We start from the raw sequence: 20678 nt of genomic DNA, 5'->3' as shown, positions 1-20678 counted from the left end.
AGCTTAACGGGTGGGGTCCGGTGCGCCTACGCGGCGAGCCACTGGGCGTAATATTTCCGGGCCTTGGACAGCTTGGGGTTGATGATCACCTGGCAGTAGCCCTGCTCGGGGTGCTTCGCGTAGTAGTTCTGGTGCCAGTCCTCCGCCACGTGGAACTCCGGGAGCCTGCTGACCTCGGTCACGATCGGGTTCTTCCAGTTCTGCTGGTTTCGGCTGATCGCGTCCTCGAACAGTGCCTTCTGCTCGGCGTCCTGGTAGTACATGACGCTGCGGTACTGCGTGCCGACGTCGTAGCCCTGCCGGTTCAGCGTGGTGGGGTCATGGGACACGAAGAACATGTCGAGGATGACGTCCTCCGGGATCACGGACTCGTCGAACGTCACCGCGACCACCTCGGCGTGACCGGTCATGCCGGAGCAGACGGAGTCGTAATCGGGGTGCTTCGTGTGGCCTCCCGTGTAGCCGGACACCACTTCGGTGACACCGCGGGTCTTCTGGTAAAGGGCATCGAGGCACCAGAAACAGCCCCCTCCAAGCACGAAAGTCTTCATGTCCTTGTCAATGCGCGGCACGCTCCGATGATTCCCGGTGCCGATCATCCCCCAGCGGACGGTGCTGAGTTGGAGGGGCCGCCGGCGGCGGGTATTACTGGTGTCATGGAACAGCACGAGCACGGCCGCGGTGTCGCTCCGTCCGGCACTGCGTGGGCCTCCCGCAAGGGCGACGGTGCCGCGCAGGGAGTCCCGGCGCCGACCGTGGGAGACGTCCTCCGTGCCATCGAGGAGCTGTGGCCGGAGAGCCTCGCCGAGGGCTGGGACGCGGTCGGGCTCGTCGCGGGCCGGTCGGGGAACCGGGCGGCGAAGATCCTGTTCACCGTCGATCCCACCGCTGCCGTCCTGGACGAGGCGCTGGCCTGGGGAGCCACGATGATCGTCTCCCACCATCCCCTCCTGCTGAAGCCCGTCTCCTCCGTCGCCGCGTCCGGCTTCAAGGGCGAGGCGGTCCATCGCCTGATCGAGGCGGGGTGCGCCCTGGTCACCGTCCACACCAACGGGGACAGCGCCGTCGGCGGCGTGTCCGACGTCCTGGCCGACGCCCTCGGGCTGCGTGATGTCGAGCCCCTGGTTCCCGCTGCGGACGGGCTGCCCGAGGAAGGAATCGGGCGAGTCGGGGACCTCGAGGAACCTGTAGCGCTCGGGGCCTTCGCGGAGGCGGTCTTCTCCATCCTGCCGGCCGTCGCCGGTGGCGTGCGGGTCGCCGGGGACAAGGACGCGCTGGTCCGCCGGATCGCGGTGTGCGGAGGCGCGGGAGACTCCCTGTTCGAGCACGTCCGGGCCAGCCATGCCGACGTCTACGTGACGGCCGACCTGAGGCACCATCCTGCCTCCGAAGTGAGGGAGGCGGCCGCCGGCGGTACCCCCTACCTCGTGGACGTCTCCCACTTCGGCAGTGAATGGCTGTGGCTCACGCCCGCCGCCGACGCCCTGGGCACGATGCTCTCCGACCAGGGCTTCGCGACCGACATCCGGGTCAGCGGGGTCAACACCGACCCGTGGGACTTCGTCCTCACTCCCGGTCACTGACGACCGGGAAGGGCGCCGTGGCCTAGGCTGGGACGACGCCCACGCCCGCTCGTCGTGCCCCGTCCGTCCCATCTGGAGGTTAACCGTGGCCAAGGCTGCACCCGAGGAACAACTCCGCCTGCTCGACCTGCAGGCCCTCGATTCGACTCTCAACAAACTCACACGGCAGGCCGCTGCTGCGCGCGGCAATCCCGAGCTCGGCGTCGTCGCCGCCCGGGTCAGTGAGGTCGACGGCGAGCTCGTGCGCGCCACCACCGAGCTGGGCGACCTCCAGCGCGAACTGACGCGTGCGGAGGACGAGGTGCAGTCGGTCGTGAACCGGCTGGAGCGTGACGAGAAGCGGCTGAACAGCGGTACCGGCACCTCGAAGGACCTGACGGCGCTGCAGCACGAGGTCGCGTCCCTGACGAAGCGGCGCTCGGACCTCGAGGACGTCGAGCTGGACGTCATGGAACGGGTGGAGGCGGCACGCACCACGCAGGCCGAGGTGCAGGGCCGCACGGATGCGGTCCGTGCCGAGCTCCGCGCCCTCGAGGAGGCACGCGACATCGAGCTCGCCGACATCGAGCTGCAGCGGGTCGACGTGCAGGCACGCCGCAACGAGCTCGCCTCGACGTTCGATTCCGGGCTCCTGGCCATCTATGAGCGGATCCTCGCCAAGCGCGGCGTCGGTGCCGCCCGCCTGTTCCACGGCAAGTCCGAGGGGTCCGGGATGCAGCTGAGTCCGGGTGACCTCGCCGACATCTCCAGTGCGGCACCCGACGACGTCGTGCTCTGCCCCGACTCCGGGTGCATTCTGGTCCGTTCCGGCGACTGGGGGAACCAGTAGCCGTGACGGAACAGCAGTTGTTCGACCCCCATGCACGCGACGACCAGGCGACGGCGGGTGCGCCCACGCGGCTCGTCGTCGAGGCGGACGGCGGGTCCCGTGGCAATCCCGGGCACGCCGGGTACGGCGCCCTTGTCCGCGATCCCGACACCGGCCGGATCCTCGTCGAGAAGGCCGCCTACATCGGCAAGGCCTCCAACAACGTCGCCGAGTACTCCGGCCTCGTCTCGGGACTGGAACTGGCACGCGAGATCAACCCCGGCGCGTCCGTGCACGTGAAGATGGACTCCAAGCTCGTGGTCGAGCAGATGTCCGGGCGGTGGCAGATCAAGCACGCCGACATGCGCGTGCTCGCCGCCAAGGCGCGGAAGGTCCTGGATCCCCGCCGGGTGACCTACGAATGGATCCCGCGCGAACGCAACAAGGACGCCGACCGGCTCTCCAACGAGGCGATGGACGCCGGCATGGCCGGCGTCGAGTGGAAGCCGCGCGCTGCGGCGAAACCCGCTGCGGAACCGGAGGCCGCCGCATCGGAGGAGCTGCCGCGACCGGCGGGCAGGCTCCACCACCTCGAGATGTGGACCCAGGATCTCGCTTCCGCGGAGAAGAGCCTGGGCTGGCTGCTCGAACGTCTGGGCTTCCCGCGCGGGGAAGCCTGGAAGGACGGTGTCCGCTACGGCTCCGACGAGTTCTACGTCGTCCTGGAGAGCGGACCCGACGTGGTGCCGGGCGGTTCCGACCGCCGTCGTCCCGGGGTGAACCACCTCGCGTTCCGTGCCGGGTCCAGGCCCGACGTCGACCTGCTGGCGCGCCGCGCGGCAAGCCACGGGTGGTCGCTGATGTTCGCGGACCGGCACCCGTTCGCCGGCGGACCGGACCACTACGCGGCCTACCTCGAGAACGCCGAGGGCTTCGAAGTGGAGCTGGTCGCGGACTGAGGCTCAGTCGAGCACGATGTCGAGCTGGGCCGGTCTGCGCGCGGTCGCCGGTACGAGCTCCGCCGTCCACTTCTCGCGGGCTGCCCGGAGCAGGGCCTCGGGCGTCGCCGGTACCGCTCCCCGCCGCGTCAGCAGGTGGCGGGCGAGTTCGCCGCGCGTGTGCTTCGCGAAGTGTGAGACGACCGTGCGCTTGCCGCCGCGTACCTGGAACACGTTGATCGCGGCACTCTGCAGCGGTGGGGGAGCCCAGGCCGCGGCGTAGGTGCTCGACCGGCAGTCGACGACCAGCCCGGTACCCGCGTGCTGCGCCAGGGCGTCACCGAGGTGCTTCCGCCAGTAGCCTGCGAGCCGCCCCGCGCCCGGCAGGTCCACCGACATCGACAGGCGGTACGCAGGGATCGGGTCGCCGAACCCGATGGCGCCCCACAGTGCGGAGACGACGACGCACCACTCGCGGGCCTTGCGCTTCTGCACCGGCGTCAAACCGGCGTACCCGAGGGCGTCGTAGAGGACTCCTGCGTAGACGTCGTGGGCCGGTGCGGCGGGGGCGACGTCGAGCACCAGATTCCGCGCCACATCGGCGGCCAGGGATTCCCCGACGCCGAGCACCGCATGCGCGTCGTCCGCACCGCTGGCGTCCTTCAGGGCGGCGAGGACCGTCCGGCGGGCGGGATTCAGGTCGGGGAAGTGCAGGTTCTCCAGCCGCACCGGGCCGCCCCTGCGGGCGGCGGACTTACCTTCGGACGGGGGAAGCAGGATCAGCACCGATCCACTGTACCCAACCCGTGCAGCCCTTGGCCCCGTGCACCCGGCTCCCGGCCGGGCCGCCTAGAATGGTTCCTGGATGGGTCGACCAGGCGGCCGCGTTGGACGGTGTCCGCACCGCTCCACCGAGGAACGTCCGGGCTCCGCAGGGCAGGGTGGTGGGTAACGCCCACTCGGGGTAACCCGCAGGCCAGTGCCACAGAAAAGAGACCGCTGACCGCTGAAGGCTTCGGTCCTCACGGTCAGTAAGGGTGAAAAGGCGGTGTAAGAGACCACCAGCATGCCGGGTGACCGGCATGGCTCGGTAAACCCCACCCGGAGCAAGGCCAGACAGTGCGCGTTCGAGGGCTGCCCGCCCGAGTGCACGGGTAGGCCGCTGGAGGGCGTCGGCAACGGCGTTCGTAGATGGATGGCCGCCACTCGCGCGACGGTGACGTCGCGCGATGACAGAACCCGGCGTATCGGTCGACCCATCCCGCACCGGCCCTGATAGAACGCTGATTCTGGCGCTTTTCCGCACATGACTGGCAACTTCTCGGTTTTGAAGTGGGTGAAAGCGACCGGTAGTAGTGGCAAGTCGATCACCCAGTCCTCACCCAGCCGACTCCTCATCACCCGAGTCTCACCCGTCACGGTGGGATCGTGGGTCCTCAATGTGCCGGCGCCGAACCTTGTCCGAATGAACCCACGCCGTGCGGGCCATTGAGTACTCGACCCACTGCACCTGCACGAGCACTCAAGTTCATATCACTTGCGTTCTTCTTGCGTTGCACTGTCTCGGCTACTGACGTAGCTTGTGGACACAACAGGATATGGGGTCCTGTTCGTTCACATGGGGAAATATGAAAAAGTCAATAATTGGTCTCTTCGGGGCGCTATCGCTTGTTCTTGCTGGCCCTATGGCCTCCGCTCAAGCCATCGTTCCCGCCGTCACACCCGCGCAGGTTCAGACCGGGTTCTCCGGCTCGGCCTACGGGTCCTACATCGTCAACAACGACAAAACTCTCGTGTCTGGTCCCACCGCTTCCTCGTCAATCACATGCACCTCGGCGACCGGCCTGACCGCCACGAACAATGTCGCTGCGACCAACGTGCCCCTGGTCGGAACGGTCGGCGCAGCCAATACGAACATCAAGACGCTCCTTACGAGCACGGGCAAGCGCGCAGAAGCCGTTTCGACCGTTGCAAGCACCAATCTGCTGGGAGGGTTGATCACCGCCGGCGCTATCACCTCCAAGAGCACAGCCGATAAGAGCGTCACCGGTACTTTTTCCGGCTCCAACAAGACGACAATCGCCGACCTCAAGATTCTGGGCCTACCAGTCAGCGTCAACCCGACTCCCAACACCGTCATCGACCTCAACGTTGCGGTGCTTGGATCAATTGGCAAGGTCACGCTGAACGGTCAATCAAAGAAGGTGGTCAACGGCACGTACCAGGTGGAGACGACCGCGTTGCGCGTCCAGATCCTCAAGGCAGGACTGCCTGGGCTCAACGTCGGGACGGACATCCGCCTCGGCGTCAGCAACGCCCGCCTCACTCCGCCGCAAGCCGGGTTCCTGACGGGTACCGGCTTCAGCACTAAGGCAACACTACTCAACGGTCTCGCGGGATCCGGGGCAACAGCTCTGGCTCAGGTGAAGTGCGACGGCGGGACCACTACTGCGAACGTTGCCGGAGTCTCCGTGCCTGGTCTCCTGACCGCAGGCGCAGCTACCACCACTACCACGGGAGTCCTGACACCCTCCCTCAAAGTCTCCGTAACCGACAAGCTGGCGGGTTTGGACGTCCTTGGCGGACTAATCACGGCCGACGCCATCAAGGCCGAAACGTCAGCTACTCGGGCACCTTCGGGCGGCACAGTGGCCCTCACCGACACCTCGACGTTCACAAACCTCAAAATCAAGGGCCTGGCCGGCATCAACGCCACCGTCGCCCCAAATACGGTGATCCAGGTACCAGGCCTAGGCAAGGTCACACTCCACAAGGTGACCAAGACTTCCACGAGTGTCTCAGTCACCATGATCGAGGTCGTGCTGGGTCAGGCTTTGGGAACCCTGCCCACGGGTTCGAAGATCGAAATCGGCTACTCGAACTCCGGAGTGCGTAACTAGCACCTGCACTTCGACCATGACAGGGCCGCGCCCCGGGAAATCGTTCCCGGGGCGCGGCCTTGTTAGTGAAGTCTCGGCTTCCGGCGGCGCAGCAGGGTGGCATTGCTGAAAGCCCAATATTGATTCGCGCAAGTCCGGCCCGACGCGTTGAGGCTCTTCTGTATTCAGAATCACCTTCTGCGTCTCCGGACGATCGCCCTGAGCGTGCGGCGGCAGTCATCACAATAGGTCCACTAGCCGTCCCCGTGCAGCCTGCGTCCCTCGAGCTGCCGGCGCCAAACCTTGCCCGCAAGGACAAGGACCCACGCCGAGCGGGCCATCGAGTACTCGACCCACTGCACCTGCACGAGCTCATGCCATCGCAAAAACTTTCACCGTCTGTATCTTCCCATCCGGGTACATCAACTCAGCCCACACTGCCGTGGCCTTCTCTATCGTCCGGTGCACGCCCTCCGCTGGCTCCGGTAGGGACTCGGGCGGGACGAACCTGTTCTTCGACGGAGGTATCCCGTGCCAGCCTGGCCGCGCCGCTCTCTCCTCCACCCGGCCGAGCCTAACCACCGCTGACGAGACTCTTGACTAGGATCATCGGGGCAAGAACAACATCACATGGAGGAACCGTTGAAGCGAGCAGTAGCTCTATCGACCATGGCAGCACTGCTGCTGACAGCATGCGCCGGCACTACCGAGCCAGCCGGAAGCGAAAGTCAGAGCACGTCGCAAGCTCCGGCTGATGCAGCAACGCCTGCACCGAGCGCCACCTCTGAGGGCTCGGCCGGCGAGGGGCCCGCTATCACCAAGAGCTTTGTCGCGCCGTCCAAGGTCGACGTCACGAGCAAGGCCGCGGTTATCGAGGTGCGGGTTCAGCTCGCCGACGCGGACGGCGTCGAAGACGCCGCGAACGTGGAACTCAGCAACGAGGAATTTGGCGAGTCGGTCTCGGGCACGTTCGCCAGGACTGCTGGCACCCCGGCCGACAGCGCCTGGAAAGCGGACGTCGAGATTCCCAGCGGCGCCGCTGCAGGAACATGGGACGTCATGGTCACCGACTTGAAGGACACACTCGGCAACGAGACGACCGGTGGCTCACTCACCATTGGATCAATCGAAGTCACTTCAGCCGAGTCGAAGTAGGTTTAACGACAGGAAGCCCCACCCTCGGAAGGGTGGGGCTTCCTGCAATACGGCTTGGTGGCCGCCGGGTATGTCACCGTCGGGGGAGAGGAACGAGGTGCTTGCGCGTCCACTCGACTACACCTGGGACGGCGAGGCTCCGGGTCACGACGGCGATAAGCGCGATCGCCGCGACGAGGACCCGTTGAGGACCACGTACGGCCACTCCGGAACGATCGCCGTGTTCTTGGTCAGCCAGTCCATGGACGTGTTGAGAATTCTGTCAAGCAGCGGGAAGAGGCCCGCGGCGGGCGACGATCGTGCGGAGAGTCGCCCGCCGCGGGTGAGCAGCTTGGGTCGTCGCCATTGCTTCTGCGACTTCCGCATGTTGGCGTTGTATCAGGAATGACAGCCTCCCACGTCGTCTCGCCGCTCTCGCCGGCCCCTGTCGCTTGAAGGTCCGGGTGAAGACGCCGTCTACGATCAGCTTCGTCAGTTCGGAGAGCTCCTTTCGGTCGGAGACCAGGAATCACTCCAAGGCGACCACGATGGGCTTCTTGCTCCTCGGCCGGGCGTGATTGCTCATGCTGTCCTTTCCGGGCAAAAGAAACGCACCCATGTGAGCGTGCCTCTCGTGTTCACGATTAATCTAGATTGCCAGGTGGGGCGGCATCTTGGGCGGACGAACTAGGAAACGCTCGATCGTTTGGAAGATCACATAGTCCGGTCGGACCTCACGTACGTAGTCCAGGTCAACAGCGTTTTCCCACTTCATGTGGTATTCCTCAAACAATCGAGAGAACCACCAACCAAGCCGTGTCGGGCTCTCCACGCCGCCAAAGAAGGAGTTGCCAAAGACGACTACCTTCTTCTTATTTGGAGCAGCTGCGTTCTTCCAGACGTTGTGCGACCCCACAAAATGACCGGGTGAGAACGAGTACGTGTTCTCGATTGCGGTAGGCCCGAGTGCCTCGGGCGCAGGACGATATTGCTTGTCCCAAAGCGGGATGTCAAAGAATTTACCTGCAAGGTCGCCGTTTCGGTACACAACGTCGTTCAACCTGATCCCGTTCAAGGTTTCCCGGTTACAGCCAGGTAGGCAGTCCATCATGGCGCGGGTGATTGCGAGGGAACCTGCGGGAGAGCAATGCGTGTCGTTCCGCTGCCATCCCTCAATCTCGCTGTCCCAGTTGTCGAACACTGGAAGTAGGTCCAGATGATTCGGGGATGCAGCCAGTAGCTCGTTCACTCGGGTGTAGAGCGGAGTGGGACCCGCCACAGGTATCGGAGCCAAGTGCCGGAGCGCCGTCAACTTCTCGGGAATGACGGCCGTTAAGAAGGGAATCCCAAGCGTCTTCAACGCCTGCCCGCTGGCGCTCAGAGCCCCCTCCCACTGCCGGGCCTTCGCCTCAAGCGCCGCAGCGCCGGCCTGGTCTTGAGGTTCCAGGTACTGGTCGCGCAAAGCATTGCTACCTCCGGTGAGGAAAAGATGTCCCTCTCTCCCGATCTGCGCCACGTCATCGCCGGATCTCAAGCCGACGGGGAAGCCCAGAAACGAGAGTTCGCCAGCACTGCCCGCAGAAACGACCTCATGTGCGTACTTCGACAAGGGTGCCACGCCCGTCCCGGTCCCTGCCTGAAGCGCGTCTAGGATGACATCGCGAGTGCCTCTGGTATTCGCAGACGCCGTCTTTACGAAGTCAGCAATCATTTGATGAAAAGCCTTCCCTCCCAGCTGAATCATGCTGCAAGCCCCATCAGCCTCGGCCATCACAGCATGGGAATTCGCGAGAAGTTGAGCACTGTCGGTCGGCTGATCCAGGGTGAGCGTGAAAGCCCGATTTGGTACTCGTAGGGAACCTCGCACGTCTGCCCGCTCCCGACCGAGCACTGCGTTTCCTCCTTCCGCGCCGTCGCGCGCAAGAAAGATTCGCGGTGCTTGACCATCCTGACTCACCTCGACCCACCCAGTGAGCGTCCGCTTATCCTGTGACACCGAATCGACGTAGCCTTGCCGCATTTTCCCTCATCACTTTCCCGGTTGATCCTGTCTTGATCCTCCCATGTTGCCTAGCATCCTCCAGATGGGCGCGTCCAAGCCGCCGGCGATGGGCGCGCCCAGCGTGAGCCCAGATCAACACGAGGATGCCCGGCCGTGCAGCTAAGATTTGTTCATGGTCTCCTCAAACACTTTCCTTTCGCTGATGCGCGCCCGGTTCGATAGGAAAAATGATGAGTTGATTGATCCTGTCCCTTGGGTTCTCGACGACAAAGACACCGCGTACTCCTATGTGCAGAAGGCCGGATACGCGGTGCCGCGGTACGAGAAGGTGAGTAGCGCCATGGAGGCGCTTGCGGTAGGCGAGCGTTTCGGTGGCCGATTCGTGGTGAAGCAACCAAACCGTCACTCCACAATGGGCATCTACATCCTGGAGAGCTTGGGCGACGGACGCTTTCTCGATCTGTTCAGCATGAGTGAGCTAACTTCCGCTCAGGTGAAGAGCGTCCCTCCGGAGCCTGATTACTGGCTCGCCGAAGAATGCTTGCCGTCAACTGTCGCTGGGCGGCCACTGCCGTTCGACTACAAGGTCTACGCTTTCAAAGGAGCGGTCAGCCACGTAGTGCAGATCGACCGAAACGTGTACCCGCCCCGCATCGCTGTCTTCGATGGCGCTTTCATCCCGCTGCAGCCCGGCAAGGACTACTCAACGGATCCGAGCCGCTGGAAGCACGAAAACCATGTCCTACCGAAGCACGCTGGTGCGATTCTCGAGATGGCATCCACACTCTCGGCGGGCTTGGATACGCGGTTCGTTCGCGTTGACTGCTACGACGGCCCGGACGGCCCGGTCTTCGGCGAGTTCACCTTCGCTTCGGGCCCGGACGACATCGGGATGCTGAGATACAGCCCCGCGATCCATGCTGCGCTAGACAAAGCGATGCAGACGGGCCGGGTGCCTGCCCTGTCAGGGTTCGACATCGATATGAAGGCCTTCCGAGACGCGCTGACAAAGGACCCAACCTTCGTGTCCGACAACTTGGTTCTTTCCCGGCTCTCAGCCGGCGCGGTCCAAGGCGACACCCGATACGCGACTAAATTGTTGACCCACCTGAAAGGCCCCAACCGAAACGCCTTCACCTTAGCCATCAATCTTGTGGGCTGGCTGAACGGTGATCAGAGCCGGGCTTTCGGAATTCAACAGGTCCTGCGTGGACGCAACAAGATACTCGTGGGGGATTCTCGATTGAAGGAGTTTGAAGAGGCAGCGTTGCAGTTTCACGATGCTCGGGCCAAAGGCAACGCCTGGCATACGGCTCGGGCGGCAGAGGTGCGGCTCGCTTCGGGTGATCGGTCGGCCCTCAACGTAATCCGGTCGCTCGCGGACGATGGTTATCAGCACGCGGCGAAAGTGCTAGCTAATCACGTGGCGACAAGCACGGTATAGGCAGCCCTGGGCCCTAGCGGGCGTCTTCAACGCTTTCCTAACCCTCACGAAGTCGCGGTTCGCATCGAGGCTATATCGGTAGCGGCTTGAGTTCGGCGCGGCCGTCGTCAAACGCGCTGAGCCCTTCGGGATGGGCGTTCAGGTGGTCCCGAACTGCACGGCATCCCACGCCATGTCCAGGCCGAGGTCTTGGAAGTAGAGCCCGTGCTTGGTGGTGGCAGCGTGCTCCTCAGCTGGATCGCATGCAGGTAATGTTTGAAGTCTCTACTATCGCACTGTTGGGTGCGCCATCAAGGGGGAATCATGGCCATGATCAAGTACAACGGAGAGTCTTGGACTATCCGCAAATCGGCTGCCGAAGCATTGCTCGAGGATGCAAAGGGCTTTCTTGCTAAAGGAAGCGCTGGCTTCGTGTCCGTGCCGAAGGGCAAGGAAATACTGCATCTCCTTATCGGGCCCGGCGTCAACATGTCGATCAAGTTCACTGAGTCTGAGGTCGATTGACCTAGTGGGGCAGCGGCCGTCGCTCTGGTTTTAGCTCCCGTGCGATTAGCAGCTACAGCTACAGCTATGGTGTGGTGTTGTATGTTGCGCCTGGTATGCGCGTCAAAGGCAACTGAGCCGCGGGTCGGAGAAATGCAAACTGACCGAAAACCGCATCGACCTGAAGCGCGGATCCGTGACGGTGGACCGGCACGTGGAAGCCCGCGGTGTGACGCGGTTCGCATGGAGACCTCGAAGATGTCGGCGAGTGTCCGCAGGATGAGCGTGGGGGCGTCGACCGTGGCCGTGTTCGAGCAACGGCCGAGGGCCGGGGAGCTGGTCCTCACGAATGACGGCCGGGCGCTCACCCGGACGAACGCCGGTGGTGCCAGGCGGGCCGCACGTGAGAAGGTGTCGACCGGCGACGGGTACCACCAGTTGCGGCCGTATCACGCGTCGCAGCTCATCGCGGCCTGCATGTCGTCGGTGGCCGTCGCACACCGGCTGGACATACGGACGCCAACGAGACCCTCGCCGCTACTCCCAACGGTGGCATGACGACGACACCCGGGCTGCGGCGCTGACCGATGGTGTCCTCACCCTCTGCCCGGCGGTTCTCACCCCAGTCTCACCCGAGGGGGGGGCGCCGTAGTTCAGGAGCTGGCCGTGTAGCTACCTGGCGTATCGTTCGACCCATCCCGCTCCCCTTGTCATGATATCGACCGAGGCCGGCGAGCTCCTTGGCCTCAGCGCAGTAGCTACGCCAAATAAGCAGGTGTCGGCCTTCCGTACTGCAGTGGCGACTACTCGCTCTTTCCGCAGCATTCGGGCGTACAAACAGGGGAGGGGCTTACTCCCGGCAACTCGAGGGAAATGCGGAGATCAATGGAGATCTTGAAGAAGTGCGTCATGGCCGTCACCCGATGTGTGCGTCGGCTGAGGAACAACCTCGTGGTGCTCGCGGGACCCGACGAACTGTCGTACTGACGCGCTCCCTCCCGCACGGCACGACCCGCCGGCGGATACCGAATCGGCAACAGTCGAGCGTCCGGCGCGTCGCACGTTGTTCCGCGCCGCATGTCGGCCTACTCTATGGGAACCGCCGTGGGTCTCGTACGCAAACGCGACGGTATGAACGGGCCGACCCACTGCTGGGGCTTCGGGGTTGGCCCGTTCACCTCGGTAACGGCCGTGCCAGGGCGGAAAACGGTCCCCCGTACCCGGTCTCAAGAGGTAGGGGGACCGCCCGGCGTCTATAGCCGCCTCTGGAGGTCATCCACAGCGGTACTGCTGGGGAACGACCGCGGGACGGCCTCCACGCCCCATTTTCCGCTTCCCGTCGAGGCTCGGCAATCGGATCGGGCCCCGGTAAGCCAAGGGAGGAATCGGGAACTTTCCGAGGGGAGTCCGAATGGTCATTGCCGAAACGAACTATTATCGGTCGTGCTCCTCCGGCGGTCAAGAGCTGCCGAAGTGGAGCCGTGCATTGAACCATTCCGTCCGGAGACGGCACGCCGCCTCGACTAGGGTGATCGGATGAGCGCTGGCGGTACCGGAGACAGACACCTGCTGGTGCGCAACCGCAACTTCCGCGCCCTCATGGTCTCGAGCACCTCGGGCGTGCTCGGGAACGCCGTGGCGGCCGTCGCGCTGCCGGTGATCGCCGCAGTGGAACTGCAGGCCGGCAACTTCGAGGTCGCGGCGCTCGCCGGGATGACCTTTCTTCCCTGGCTCCTCCTCGGCCTCGTCATCGGCGTGTGGGTGGACCGGCTGCCCCGGAAGCCGGTGATGCTCGCCTCGCTCGTCGTGCGGGTCCTCGTGCTCGGTCTCCTGCCCCTCGGGTACTGGCTGGGGTTCCTCAGCGTGCCGCTGCTGTTCGGAACGGCATTCGTCGTGGGAGTGACGTCCGTGTTCTTCCAGCTGGCCGACGCCGCCCTGGTGCAGCAGGCCGTGACGCCGAATGAGCTGATGGAGGGCAACGGGCTCATCACCGGTTCCGGGGCCGCGGCCGACGCGGCGGGTCGCTCCGTCGCGGGGTGGCTCACGAGCTCGGCGGGGGCATCGAACTCCCTGCTCGTCCAGGTGGCGACCTCGATCGTGTCCCTCGTCGCCGTCCAGCGCCTCGACGTCAAGGAGGTGGTGCAGCCGCAGAGCGACCGGAGGATCCTGCGGGAGATGTACGACGGCCTGCGGTACACATTCAGCACGGGCCCCCTGCGGGCCATCCTCTTCAATGCCGCCCTGTGGAACCTCGGCGGCAACATCGTGGCCTCCCTGCTGGTCCTGCTGGTGCTGAGGACGATCGGGGAATCAGAGGTGTGGCTCGGTCTCCTGTTGGCGGCTGCCTCCCTCGGCGGGGCGGTCGGCGGGGTCACCGCCAATGCGCTCGGGGAGCGTTTCGGCTCCGGCCCGCTCTGGCGCTGGTCGATGGTCCCCGGCGTCCTCGGCTATGCCTCGCTCCTGATCCTCACACCCGGGTGGGGGATGGCGTGGGGAATCATCGGGATGTTCGTGATGGGCGCGAGTGTCGCCTGGAACATCGTGGTCGGCTCCAGCTTCCGGCAACGGGTCTGCCCGCCGGGGATGATGGGCCGCCTCGGTGCCGCATCCCGGACGGTGAGCTGGGGGATGCTCGCACTGGCGAGCCTGATCGCCGGAATCCTGGCGGAGACCGTCGGGATCCGCGAGGGGATCCTCATCGGTGTCGTCATCGCGTGCGGCGCTCCGCTCGTCGCCCTGCTCGGGCCGCTGCGCCGTGTCCGGCGGCTGGAGGACCTCTCCGAGGCTCCCGTGCCCGCCGACACCGCCGATCGTCTCGGCGCGTCCGAGAACGCCTGACCGGGATGAGCAGGCCCACGCGGGACCGGTGTCCTAGTGGCCGAACGGGTCGGGATCGACGCCGGGCATCCAGGTGAGCCCGGGCACGCCCCACCCGTGGTTCTTGAGGGCTTTCTTGGCCTTCCTGGACTGCCGGTTGTCGAGGCGGTCGACGTACAGCTTCCCGTCCAGGTGGTCGTACTCGTGCTGCATGCACCGGGCGAACCAGCCCGTCGCCTCGAACTCGACCGGGGCTCCGTCGCCGTCGAACCCGGAGACCCGTGCCCAGTCGGCGCGCTTGAGCGGGAACGCCTCCCCGGGGACGGAGAGGCAGCCCTCGGACTCCTCGTCCGGGTCCGGATCGGATCCGGGCACCTTCGAGGTCACGAGCGTCGGATTGACGAGCACGCCGCGCGGGGCGACGCCGTCGTCGTTCTCCATGCCGTAGACGAAGATGCGCAGTCCCACGCCGATCTGCGGCGCCGCGAGGCCCACGCCGTTGGCGACGTCCATGGTCTCGAACATGTCGGCGATCAGCGTGCGCAGCTCGTCGTCGAAGGCCTCGACCGGCTGGGCCCGCCGATGGAGGACCGGTTCGCCCGTGATGGTGATGGGGTGGACAGCCATGGGACCTACCTGTTCTGCGTGGGGCGGCCGGCGATCGACCGCCCGATGGACTCGCGCATGATCTCGCTCGTGCCGCCGAAGATGGTCAGAAGCCGCGCGGCCAAAAAGGCCTGCGACACCGGATACTCGAGAATGTAGCCGTAGCCGCCGTGCAGCTGCAGGCACCGGTCCGTGATGGACTTGGCCCGCTCGCTCGCCCACAGTTTGGCCTGCGCGGCGGCGGTGGGGGTGAGCGATCCGGCGTTGAAGGCCAGTACTGCCCGGTCGACGAAAGTCTCGGTCACCTCGACCTCCGTCAGGATATCGGCGAGGACGTGGCGCGTCGCCTGGAAGTCGAGCACACGCTCGCCGAAGGCACTCCGGTCGGTCACGTACCGCACCGTCTGCTCGTAGGTGGCACGTGCGAGGGCTGCGGCCGCGACGGCGATGCCGAGGCGGCCCTGGGGTATCTGTTCGAGGCTGTAGCGGAGACCCTGTCCCACCTCACCGACGAGATCGGCGCCGGGCACGCGCACATTGTCGAAGAACAGCTCGGCGGTGTCGGAGGCCCGGAGCCCCATCTTGTCCAGTTGGCGGCCGGGGGTGTACCCCTCGCCCCTGCGCACCATGAACAGGGAGAAGGAGTCGCTGGAGCCGCGACCCGAGCTGCCGTCCGTGCGGGCGAGGACGAGTGAGGCATCACCGCTGATGCCGTTGCCGATGAAGACCTTCTGCCCCGTGATGAGCCAGTCGTCGCCGTCACGCACCGCCTTGGTGCGGATGCCGCGGAGGTCGCTGCCGGCGCCGGGCTCGGTCCACGCGCAGGACGTCACGATCTCGCCCGAGACCATGCCCGGCAGCCAGCGCTCCTTGAGGTCGTCGGAGCCGTGGGCCAGCAGGTGCGGCAGGACGAGGTCGTCATGCAGGTGGAAGGCGAGTCCGACGGCGAGGTGATTGCTGCGGGCGAATTCCTCGTCGAGCACGGCGCGGAACCGGTAGTCCGGCATCCCTGCGCCGCCGAACTCCTCGGGGACGGCCAGTCCGAGCAGTCCCTGCTCTCCCGCCGCCGTCCACACCGACCGGTCCATCATGTGCTGCTGGTCCCAGCCCGCGTAGTGGGGGGCGACGGCGCGTTCGTTGAATTCGCGGGCGACATCGCGGAAAAGCTCGTGATCTTCTTCGAACACCGTGCGTTCCATCGTTCTTGGTCCTTCGTTGCTGTCGACCGGAGGATCACGCAGACCGTCATGGCTGCCCTCCGGGGCGGGCGTGCTGGGCCGGAAATACGTATGCCGTCCCGGACGGTCTCCGGGACGGCATAGGTGGCCAGGGTCTTCCCTGGCAACTGAGGGTGAGTAACGGGGGTTGAACCCGCGACCTCCTGGACCACAACCAGGCGCTCTGCCAACTGAGCTATACCCACCATGTGTCTTCGCCGCCAGCCAGACCGAGGATCTCCGGCCAGGCTGTCTGCGAAAGGCAGCGGATACAAGTTTACACACTTTTTCCCGTGCTCCGGACCGCCTGGAGCGGGGGAGCGCAGGGCGTCAGGGGGCGATCGTGCGGGCGATGGCCTTGCTGGTTGCGGAATCGGGTCCAGGTGCGGGAACGAAGACGGCGGCGCGGTAGTAGCGCAACTCCCGGATCGAGTCCTCGATGTCGCCCAGGGCGCGGTGCCCACCGGTCTTCGCCGGGGCCTGGAAGTAGGCGCGGGTGTACCAGCGGCGCGCCAGTTCCTTGATGGTCGACACATCGATGATCCGGTAGTGCAGGTGGTCGACGACGCTCGGCATGTCACGCACGAGGAAGTTCCGGTCCGTGCCCACGGAATTACCGGCGAGCTGGGCCTTGCGCGGCTCCGGCACCCATGTCCGGATGTAGTCGAGGACCTGCTGCTCGGCCTCCGCCATCGGGATCCCGCCGTCGAGCTCCTCGAGCAGGCCCGACGTCGTGTGCATGTTCCGCACGAAGTCGCCCATCTGGGCCAGGGCCTCGGGCGTGGGCTTGATCACCACGTCCACGCCGTCGCCCAGGATGTTGAGTTCGGCGTCGGTGACGAGGACGGCGACCTCGATCAGGGCGTCGTTCACGAGGTCCAGCCCCGTCATCTCGCAGTCGATCCAGACGATGTGTTCACTCGATATCGGCATCCGACCAATGTACCGCCCGGTAGGGACGCCTCCCGGCGGCGGGAACCGCGGTGTCGGCCCACGTGTCGACCCCCCCCCCCCCGTGTCGGCCCACGTGTCGACCCCCCCGTGTCGGCCCACGCATCGGCGGGCCTGTCGACGGGGCTGGGCCCTGTGCCCTTCCCCGGCAGCCCCTGGTGCCGGTGCTAATATTCGAACAGTTCGCTCAGGGCTGCGGGGAGATCTGGGTAACCCTGCTGCTTCCGGCCAGGGCACCGCTCTGCGGTATGCCCGCCGTCCAGCCCCCGGCTGACGGCCTGAGGACATGGGCGTTCCCGCCCCTTCTGCTTGCCGACGATTGGATTTCCCAGATGCCCGCCCAGGTCCCGCTCACCGAGGTCGAGACGCAGCCGGGCCCGCATCATCCCAATGTCGCCGTGGTGCAGGGGTTCATCGGATCCCTGCTGATGTGGATGGGGTCGCTCGGCGTCGGCTGGCTCTCCCTCGCCTCGGCGGAGCTCCGCCGCAACCCCGTGATCATCTGGCTCCGTTTCGAGCCGGCCGGTGCCGTGCTGTCCGTGCTGCTCCTGGCGCTGGGCGGCATGCTCCTGATCCGGGCGTGGCTCCGGCTGGGCCAGCGGCTCAACGGCTGGTCGGATGAGACCCGCCCGTACCTGCTCCGGGCGATCATCGCGTGGACGATCCCGCTCGCAGCCGCGCTGCCGCTGTTCAGCCGGGACGTCTTCGCCTACATCGCCCAGGGCCAGGTCATGGTGGCCAAGCTGAATCCCTACGTGGACGGCTACTCCCAGATCTCCAACTATCTGCAGATCGGCGCCGACGATCTCTGGGCGCAGAGCCCCACGCCCTACGGGCCGGTCTTCCTCTGGATCGAGGAGGGGATCGTCCGCATCACGGGCGGGCACCCGGACACCTCGATCATCCTGTTCCGGGTCGTCGCCCTCATCGGTGTGGCCCTCTGCGTCTACATCGTCCCGAAACTCGCGCAGCTCCACTCGATCAATCCGAACCGCGCGCTCTGGCTCTCCGTCGCCAACCCGCTGTTCCTGATCAACTTCGTCGCCGCCATCCACAACGATTCCCTGATGATCGGACTCGCACTCGCCGGGCTGTACCTCGCGGCGACGAAGCGGCCGCTCCTGGGCATCCTGCTGATCACCCTGTCCGTCGGCATCAAGCCGATCACCCTGATCTTCCTGCCGTTCGTGGGGCTGATGTGGGCGGGCAAGGGTGCGTCCTGGCCGAGGCGGTTCCTCTACTGGTTCCTCACGGCCGGACTGTCCCTCGGCATCCTGTGGGTCATGGGCCTCGTGAACACCTTCGGGTTCGGCTGGGTGGGTGCGCTCAGCACTCCGGGCAGCGTCTGGATCTGGTACGCGCCGATCGGGTTCATCGGGCTGGTCATCGCGACGCTAGGCGACGCCGTCGGCCTTCCCGGCTGGGACCTCGCCGGCGTGTTCCACACCCTGGCGCGGCTGGGCTCGCTGGTGATCATCGCGCTCCAGATCTTCCGCGGCGACCACAGCCGGCTGGTCCGCCGGCTCGCCATAGCATTCGCGGCCGTCGTCGTCCTCTCGCCGATGATCCAGTCCTGGTACGTGGTGTGGCTCATCCCGCTGTTCGCGGTCACGGGTATCCGGAACGACTGGCAGGTGAAGTTCCTCTACCTCACGGTGGCCTTCTTCATGGTGTATGCCATCACGGACCAGCTGGACATCTTCCCGTACTTCGACCTCAGCCTGATGATGGCACGCCAGGTGGCAGCCGTCGTCGCGCTCGGATTCGCGCTCTACCTCGTCTTCGTGGACCGCAGCACGAAGGTCCTGTTCCGCCGTCGTTACCGCCCGCTGTCACCCGGGCAACTGCGCTGACTTGCCCGCGCAGCGGACCCGCCGTACCGCCCTCCGTCGGATTCCGGCATGCGGTACGGGCGATGAGCGGCAATACTATGCAGATGATTGAAACAGGAACGACGACGTACAGCGGCGAGTTCGAGATCACCGCCTGGGACGCCGAACCCTACTCGGAGCCCGGCAGCACCGGAGAACTGTCACGCGTGCGCGCCGCGAAGGTGTTCGAGGGGGAGATCAGCGGCACGAGCACCGCGGAACTGCTGATGGCCGGGAACGACGTCGGCGCAGGCTATGTGGCGTCCGAACAGTTCGTCGGGACGGTGGGGGACAGGACCGGCTCGATGACCGTCCAGCACTGGGGTGTCGCCGAAGGAGCCGACGCGGCCAGTTCGGGGCACATCATCCCCGGCTCGGGGACGGAGGGACTCCGGGGTATCTCGGGCAAGGCGATCTACTCGCAGGATCCGGACGGCCAGCATCGCCTCGAGCTGAGGGTGGCCTTCGCCGAGGACGAGGCATAGCGTTCCCCAGGGCCGCCGTCCGCGGGCCTGGGACGGGCCGGAACGGCCCATAGTAAACTGGACGGACTGCCTCCGTAGCTCAGGGGATAGAGCAGGGGCCTTCTAATCCTCTGGTCGCAGGTTCGAATCCTGCCGGGGGCACGGGAGAAGGGCCGGACACCATGGTGTCCGGCCCTTTCCCGTCCCGCCTGTGATGCTCGGTGGCGGGCGCCTGCCTAGGGGCGGTTGCCCGTGTCGAAGTTCTCGTCGTACACGCGTCCGGCCTCCTGCAGGAGGTCCCCGTGCAGCCTGCCGAGGGGTTTCACGTCGGCGAGCAAGGGCTCGCAATCCGGGCCGCGGCCCACGCACGATCCGGTGAGCACCCAGGGGAAGCGCTCCTCGTCCTCCGCCAGATGCCGGTACTGGCAGATCTGCCGTGCCAACCAGTCCTCCAGGGGCCGCGTCCACCACTCCTCGGGTGTCAGCGGATTGACGGACAGGCCCGGCAGGGCGAGTCCGCTCTCCCCGTCCCTGCTGTTCGAGTCGCGGTCGGCCTCGAAGCCGCACGAATAACGCAGGTACACCGTCTCCGAGCCCTGGACGAGATCGACCAGCTCGCGGAGCGTGCCGATCATGCGCTGGTGGGTTGCTGTGGCCTGGGGCGGTGATGCGGTGTCCATACCTCCACGCTAGGAATCCCGGTCCGACCGCCTCAAGGAGTAATTGGTACTCCTGCCGGGCTTCCGCTCCGCCCCCCGGTGATCTAGGCGTTGTCCACATAGGACGGGTCCGGCCGCCGCCCCGGTGTCGGCCCCTCGAGACTTGAGCCGGGCGGGAAGGTACCGCCGCCCTCGACACCACCGGAAGGACGAATCATGACCGACATCATCACCGTGCGGGGCTACGTGGCGACCGACGTGCGCCTCACCCTGGCCCAGAGCGGGCTGCCCATCGCAGGATTCCGCATGTGCTCCACCGAACGCCGGTTCGACAAGGAAACCAACGCGTGGGTCGATGGCCACACCAACTGGTATTCCGTCTCGATGTTCCGTCAGCTCGCCACCAACGCCGGAGCGAGCATCAGGAAGGGCGACCGCGTGATCGTCACCGGGCGACTGAAGATCCGCCCGTGGATCAACGCGGAAGGACGGACCGGCACGTCCGTCGAGATCGATGCGGACACCGCCGGCCACGACCTGATGTGGGGCACCGCGAACTTCCGGCGGACAGCCGCGGACCGTACCGAGGCGCAGCCCGGCGTCGGCGCGGACGAGCAGTCGGCGGACATCCCGGTGGATCACGGCGTCCCCGACGGAGTCGACGCCGCCACCGGCGAGGTGTACGGCGCTCCCGCCGCCAGAGCGTCCTCGGACGACGACGCAGGACAGCTCGCGGAGGGGGTGGCGGCCGGATCGGGTGGTGGAGCGGACACGGTCAACCGGACCGAGGTGCTGGAGGAGGCGTCCGCGCCGTTCTAGCGT

19 protein-coding genes, 2 tRNA genes and 1 other RNA gene are annotated in these 20678 nt (G+C 65.8%); 13 read left to right on the top strand and 9 right to left on the bottom strand.

All coding sequences use genetic code 11. The features are described from left to right. Positions 1–26 precede the first annotated feature (26 nt). On the bottom strand, positions 27–551 hold the full coding sequence (msrA, locus tag ACX80L_RS12590) for a peptide-methionine (S)-S-oxide reductase MsrA (protein WP_208741727.1): 525 nt from the start codon (positions 549–551) through the stop codon (positions 27–29). Positions 552–656: 105 nt separating this feature from the next. Between msrA and ACX80L_RS12585 the strand changes: the two genes are divergently transcribed. From ACX80L_RS12585 to ACX80L_RS12575, 3 genes are all read left to right on the top strand, one after another. Beyond that, the gene (locus tag ACX80L_RS12585) at positions 657–1583 is read left to right on the top strand and encodes a Nif3-like dinuclear metal center hexameric protein (RefSeq protein WP_459290036.1); all 927 of its coding nucleotides are present in this window, start codon (positions 657–659) and stop codon (positions 1581–1583) included. Between the two features lie 85 nt (positions 1584–1668). After that, the gene (locus ACX80L_RS12580; RefSeq protein ID WP_133080664.1) at positions 1669–2412 is read left to right on the top strand and encodes a CT398-like coiled coil hairpin domain-containing protein; all 744 of its coding nucleotides are present in this window, start codon (positions 1669–1671) and stop codon (positions 2410–2412) included. Between the two features lie 2 nt (positions 2413–2414). Beyond that, positions 2415–3350 carry a reverse transcriptase-like protein gene (locus ACX80L_RS12575; RefSeq protein WP_459290034.1) on the top strand — a complete coding sequence of 312 codons (936 nt, stop codon included), beginning with the start codon at positions 2415–2417 and terminating at the stop codon, positions 3348–3350. A 3-nt stretch (positions 3351–3353) separates the two neighbouring features. Here the strand turns inward: ACX80L_RS12575 and ACX80L_RS12570 are convergent, their stop codons facing one another. Then, on the bottom strand, positions 3354–4115 hold the full coding sequence (locus ACX80L_RS12570) for a YaaA family protein (protein ID WP_459290032.1): 762 nt from the start codon (positions 4113–4115) through the stop codon (positions 3354–3356). Positions 4116–4195: 80 nt separating this feature from the next. Here ACX80L_RS12570 and rnpB point away from each other — a divergent pair. Both rnpB and ACX80L_RS12560 read left to right on the top strand, forming a co-directional pair. Then, an RNA gene (gene rnpB / locus ACX80L_RS12565) (RNase P RNA component class A) lies at positions 4196–4592 on the top strand. Between the two features lie 422 nt (positions 4593–5014). Then, positions 5015–6229: a choice-of-anchor P family protein gene (locus tag ACX80L_RS12560; RefSeq protein WP_459290030.1), complete on the top strand. Its 1215-nt coding sequence runs from the start codon at positions 5015–5017 to the stop codon at positions 6227–6229. Between the two features lie 233 nt (positions 6230–6462). Here the strand turns inward: ACX80L_RS12560 and ACX80L_RS12555 are convergent, their stop codons facing one another. After that, positions 6463–6594 carry a hypothetical protein gene (locus tag ACX80L_RS12555; RefSeq protein WP_459290028.1) on the bottom strand — a complete coding sequence of 44 codons (132 nt, stop codon included), beginning with the start codon at positions 6592–6594 and terminating at the stop codon, positions 6463–6465. A 283-nt stretch (positions 6595–6877) separates the two neighbouring features. On the opposite strand from ACX80L_RS12555, the gene ACX80L_RS12550 reads away from it, so the two are divergent. Beyond that, positions 6878–7363, top strand: coding sequence for a hypothetical protein (locus ACX80L_RS12550; protein ID WP_459290026.1), 486 nt, complete (start codon positions 6878–6880; stop codon positions 7361–7363). Positions 7364–7991: 628 nt separating this feature from the next. Here the strand turns inward: ACX80L_RS12550 and ACX80L_RS12545 are convergent. Then, complete coding sequence (locus ACX80L_RS12545) at positions 7992–9113, bottom strand: alginate O-acetyltransferase AlgX-related protein (RefSeq protein ID WP_459290024.1); 1122 nt, start codon at positions 9111–9113, stop codon at positions 7992–7994. 403 nt (positions 9114–9516) lie between these two features. Between ACX80L_RS12545 and ACX80L_RS12540 the strand changes: the two genes are divergently transcribed. The 3 genes from ACX80L_RS12540 (at position 9517) to ACX80L_RS12530 (ending at position 14109) form a co-directional block, all read left to right on the top strand. Next, on the top strand, positions 9517–10788 hold the full coding sequence (locus ACX80L_RS12540; protein WP_459290022.1) for an ATP-grasp fold amidoligase family protein: 1272 nt from the start codon (positions 9517–9519) through the stop codon (positions 10786–10788). A 303-nt stretch (positions 10789–11091) separates the two neighbouring features. Beyond that, positions 11092–11292 (top strand): hypothetical protein, encoded by a 201-nt coding sequence (locus tag ACX80L_RS12535; RefSeq protein WP_133080652.1) that lies wholly within the window; start codon positions 11092–11094, stop codon positions 11290–11292. A gap of 1515 nt (positions 11293–12807) precedes the next feature. After that, the gene (locus tag ACX80L_RS12530; RefSeq protein ID WP_459290020.1) at positions 12808–14109 is read left to right on the top strand and encodes an MFS transporter; all 1302 of its coding nucleotides are present in this window, start codon (positions 12808–12810) and stop codon (positions 14107–14109) included. Between the two features lie 33 nt (positions 14110–14142). Here the strand turns inward: ACX80L_RS12530 and def are convergent, their stop codons facing one another. From def to orn, 4 genes are all read right to left on the bottom strand, one after another. Then, positions 14143–14715: a peptide deformylase gene (gene def / locus ACX80L_RS12525; RefSeq protein WP_459290018.1), complete on the bottom strand. Its 573-nt coding sequence runs from the start codon at positions 14713–14715 to the stop codon at positions 14143–14145. Positions 14716–14720: 5 nt separating this feature from the next. Further along, entirely contained in the window at positions 14721–15881 is a 1161-nt protein-coding gene (locus tag ACX80L_RS12520) for an acyl-CoA dehydrogenase family protein (protein WP_459290016.1), read from the bottom strand. Positions 15882–16044: 163 nt separating this feature from the next. Then, a tRNA-His gene (locus ACX80L_RS12515) sits at positions 16045–16117 on the bottom strand. A gap of 124 nt (positions 16118–16241) precedes the next feature. Further along, positions 16242–16844, bottom strand: coding sequence for an oligoribonuclease (orn, locus tag ACX80L_RS12510; protein WP_208741325.1), 603 nt, complete (start codon positions 16842–16844; stop codon positions 16242–16244). Between the two features lie 350 nt (positions 16845–17194). Between orn and mptB the strand changes: the two genes are divergently transcribed. The 3 genes from mptB to ACX80L_RS12495 all read left to right on the top strand — a co-directional run bounded on the left by mptB (position 17195) and on the right by ACX80L_RS12495 (position 19359). Beyond that, complete coding sequence (mptB, locus tag ACX80L_RS12505) at positions 17195–18715, top strand: polyprenol phosphomannose-dependent alpha 1,6 mannosyltransferase MptB (protein ID WP_208741324.1); 1521 nt, start codon at positions 17195–17197, stop codon at positions 18713–18715. A gap of 83 nt (positions 18716–18798) precedes the next feature. Continuing rightward, a complete protein-coding gene (locus ACX80L_RS12500; protein ID WP_133080647.1) occupies positions 18799–19218 on the top strand; it encodes a DUF3224 domain-containing protein in 420 nt (139 codons plus the stop codon). A 68-nt stretch (positions 19219–19286) separates the two neighbouring features. After that, positions 19287–19359: transfer RNA gene (locus ACX80L_RS12495), tRNA-Arg, on the top strand. Between the two features lie 74 nt (positions 19360–19433). Here the strand turns inward: ACX80L_RS12495 and ACX80L_RS12490 are convergent. After that, positions 19434–19877: a DUF6098 family protein gene (locus ACX80L_RS12490; protein WP_133080646.1), complete on the bottom strand. Its 444-nt coding sequence runs from the start codon at positions 19875–19877 to the stop codon at positions 19434–19436. A 195-nt stretch (positions 19878–20072) separates the two neighbouring features. On the opposite strand from ACX80L_RS12490, the gene ssb reads away from it, so the two are divergent. Beyond that, positions 20073–20675: a single-stranded DNA-binding protein gene (ssb, locus tag ACX80L_RS12485; protein WP_459290014.1), complete on the top strand. Its 603-nt coding sequence runs from the start codon at positions 20073–20075 to the stop codon at positions 20673–20675. Positions 20676–20678: the final 3 nt, after the last annotated feature.

The sequence above is a fragment of the Arthrobacter sp. MDT1-48-3 genome, from assembly GCF_054511015.1.
Note: the sequence above shows the minus strand (reverse complement) of the source record. Positions and strands in the feature narration are given on the sequence as shown.

Coding starts and splice junctions, on each gene's coding strand:
- ACX80L_RS12585 (WP_459290036.1), top strand. CDS start 657: ATGGAACAGCACGAGCACGGCCGCGGTGTCGCTCCGTCCGGCACTGCG.
- msrA (WP_208741727.1), bottom strand. CDS start 551: ATGAAGACTTTCGTGCTTGGAGGGGGCTGTTTCTGGTGCCTCGATGCC.
- orn (WP_208741325.1), bottom strand. CDS start 16,844: ATGCCGATATCGAGTGAACACATCGTCTGGATCGACTGCGAGATGACG.
- mptB (WP_208741324.1), top strand. CDS start 17,195: ATGCCCGCCCAGGTCCCGCTCACCGAGGTCGAGACGCAGCCGGGCCCG.
- ssb (WP_459290014.1), top strand. CDS start 20,073: ATGACCGACATCATCACCGTGCGGGGCTACGTGGCGACCGACGTGCGC.
- ACX80L_RS12500 (WP_133080647.1), top strand. CDS start 18,799: ATGATTGAAACAGGAACGACGACGTACAGCGGCGAGTTCGAGATCACC.
- ACX80L_RS12490 (WP_133080646.1), bottom strand. CDS start 19,877: ATGGACACCGCATCACCGCCCCAGGCCACAGCAACCCACCAGCGCATG.
- ACX80L_RS12530 (WP_459290020.1), top strand. CDS start 12,808: ATGAGCGCTGGCGGTACCGGAGACAGACACCTGCTGGTGCGCAACCGC.
- ACX80L_RS12535 (WP_133080652.1), top strand. CDS start 11,092: ATGGCCATGATCAAGTACAACGGAGAGTCTTGGACTATCCGCAAATCG.
- ACX80L_RS12560 (WP_459290030.1), top strand. CDS start 5,015: ATGGCCTCCGCTCAAGCCATCGTTCCCGCCGTCACACCCGCGCAGGTT.
- ACX80L_RS12550 (WP_459290026.1), top strand. CDS start 6,878: ATGGCAGCACTGCTGCTGACAGCATGCGCCGGCACTACCGAGCCAGCC.
- def (WP_459290018.1), bottom strand. CDS start 14,715: ATGGCTGTCCACCCCATCACCATCACGGGCGAACCGGTCCTCCATCGG.
- ACX80L_RS12545 (WP_459290024.1), bottom strand. CDS start 9,113: ATGGCCGAGGCTGATGGGGCTTGCAGCATGATTCAGCTGGGAGGGAAG.
- ACX80L_RS12540 (WP_459290022.1), top strand. CDS start 9,517: ATGGTCTCCTCAAACACTTTCCTTTCGCTGATGCGCGCCCGGTTCGAT.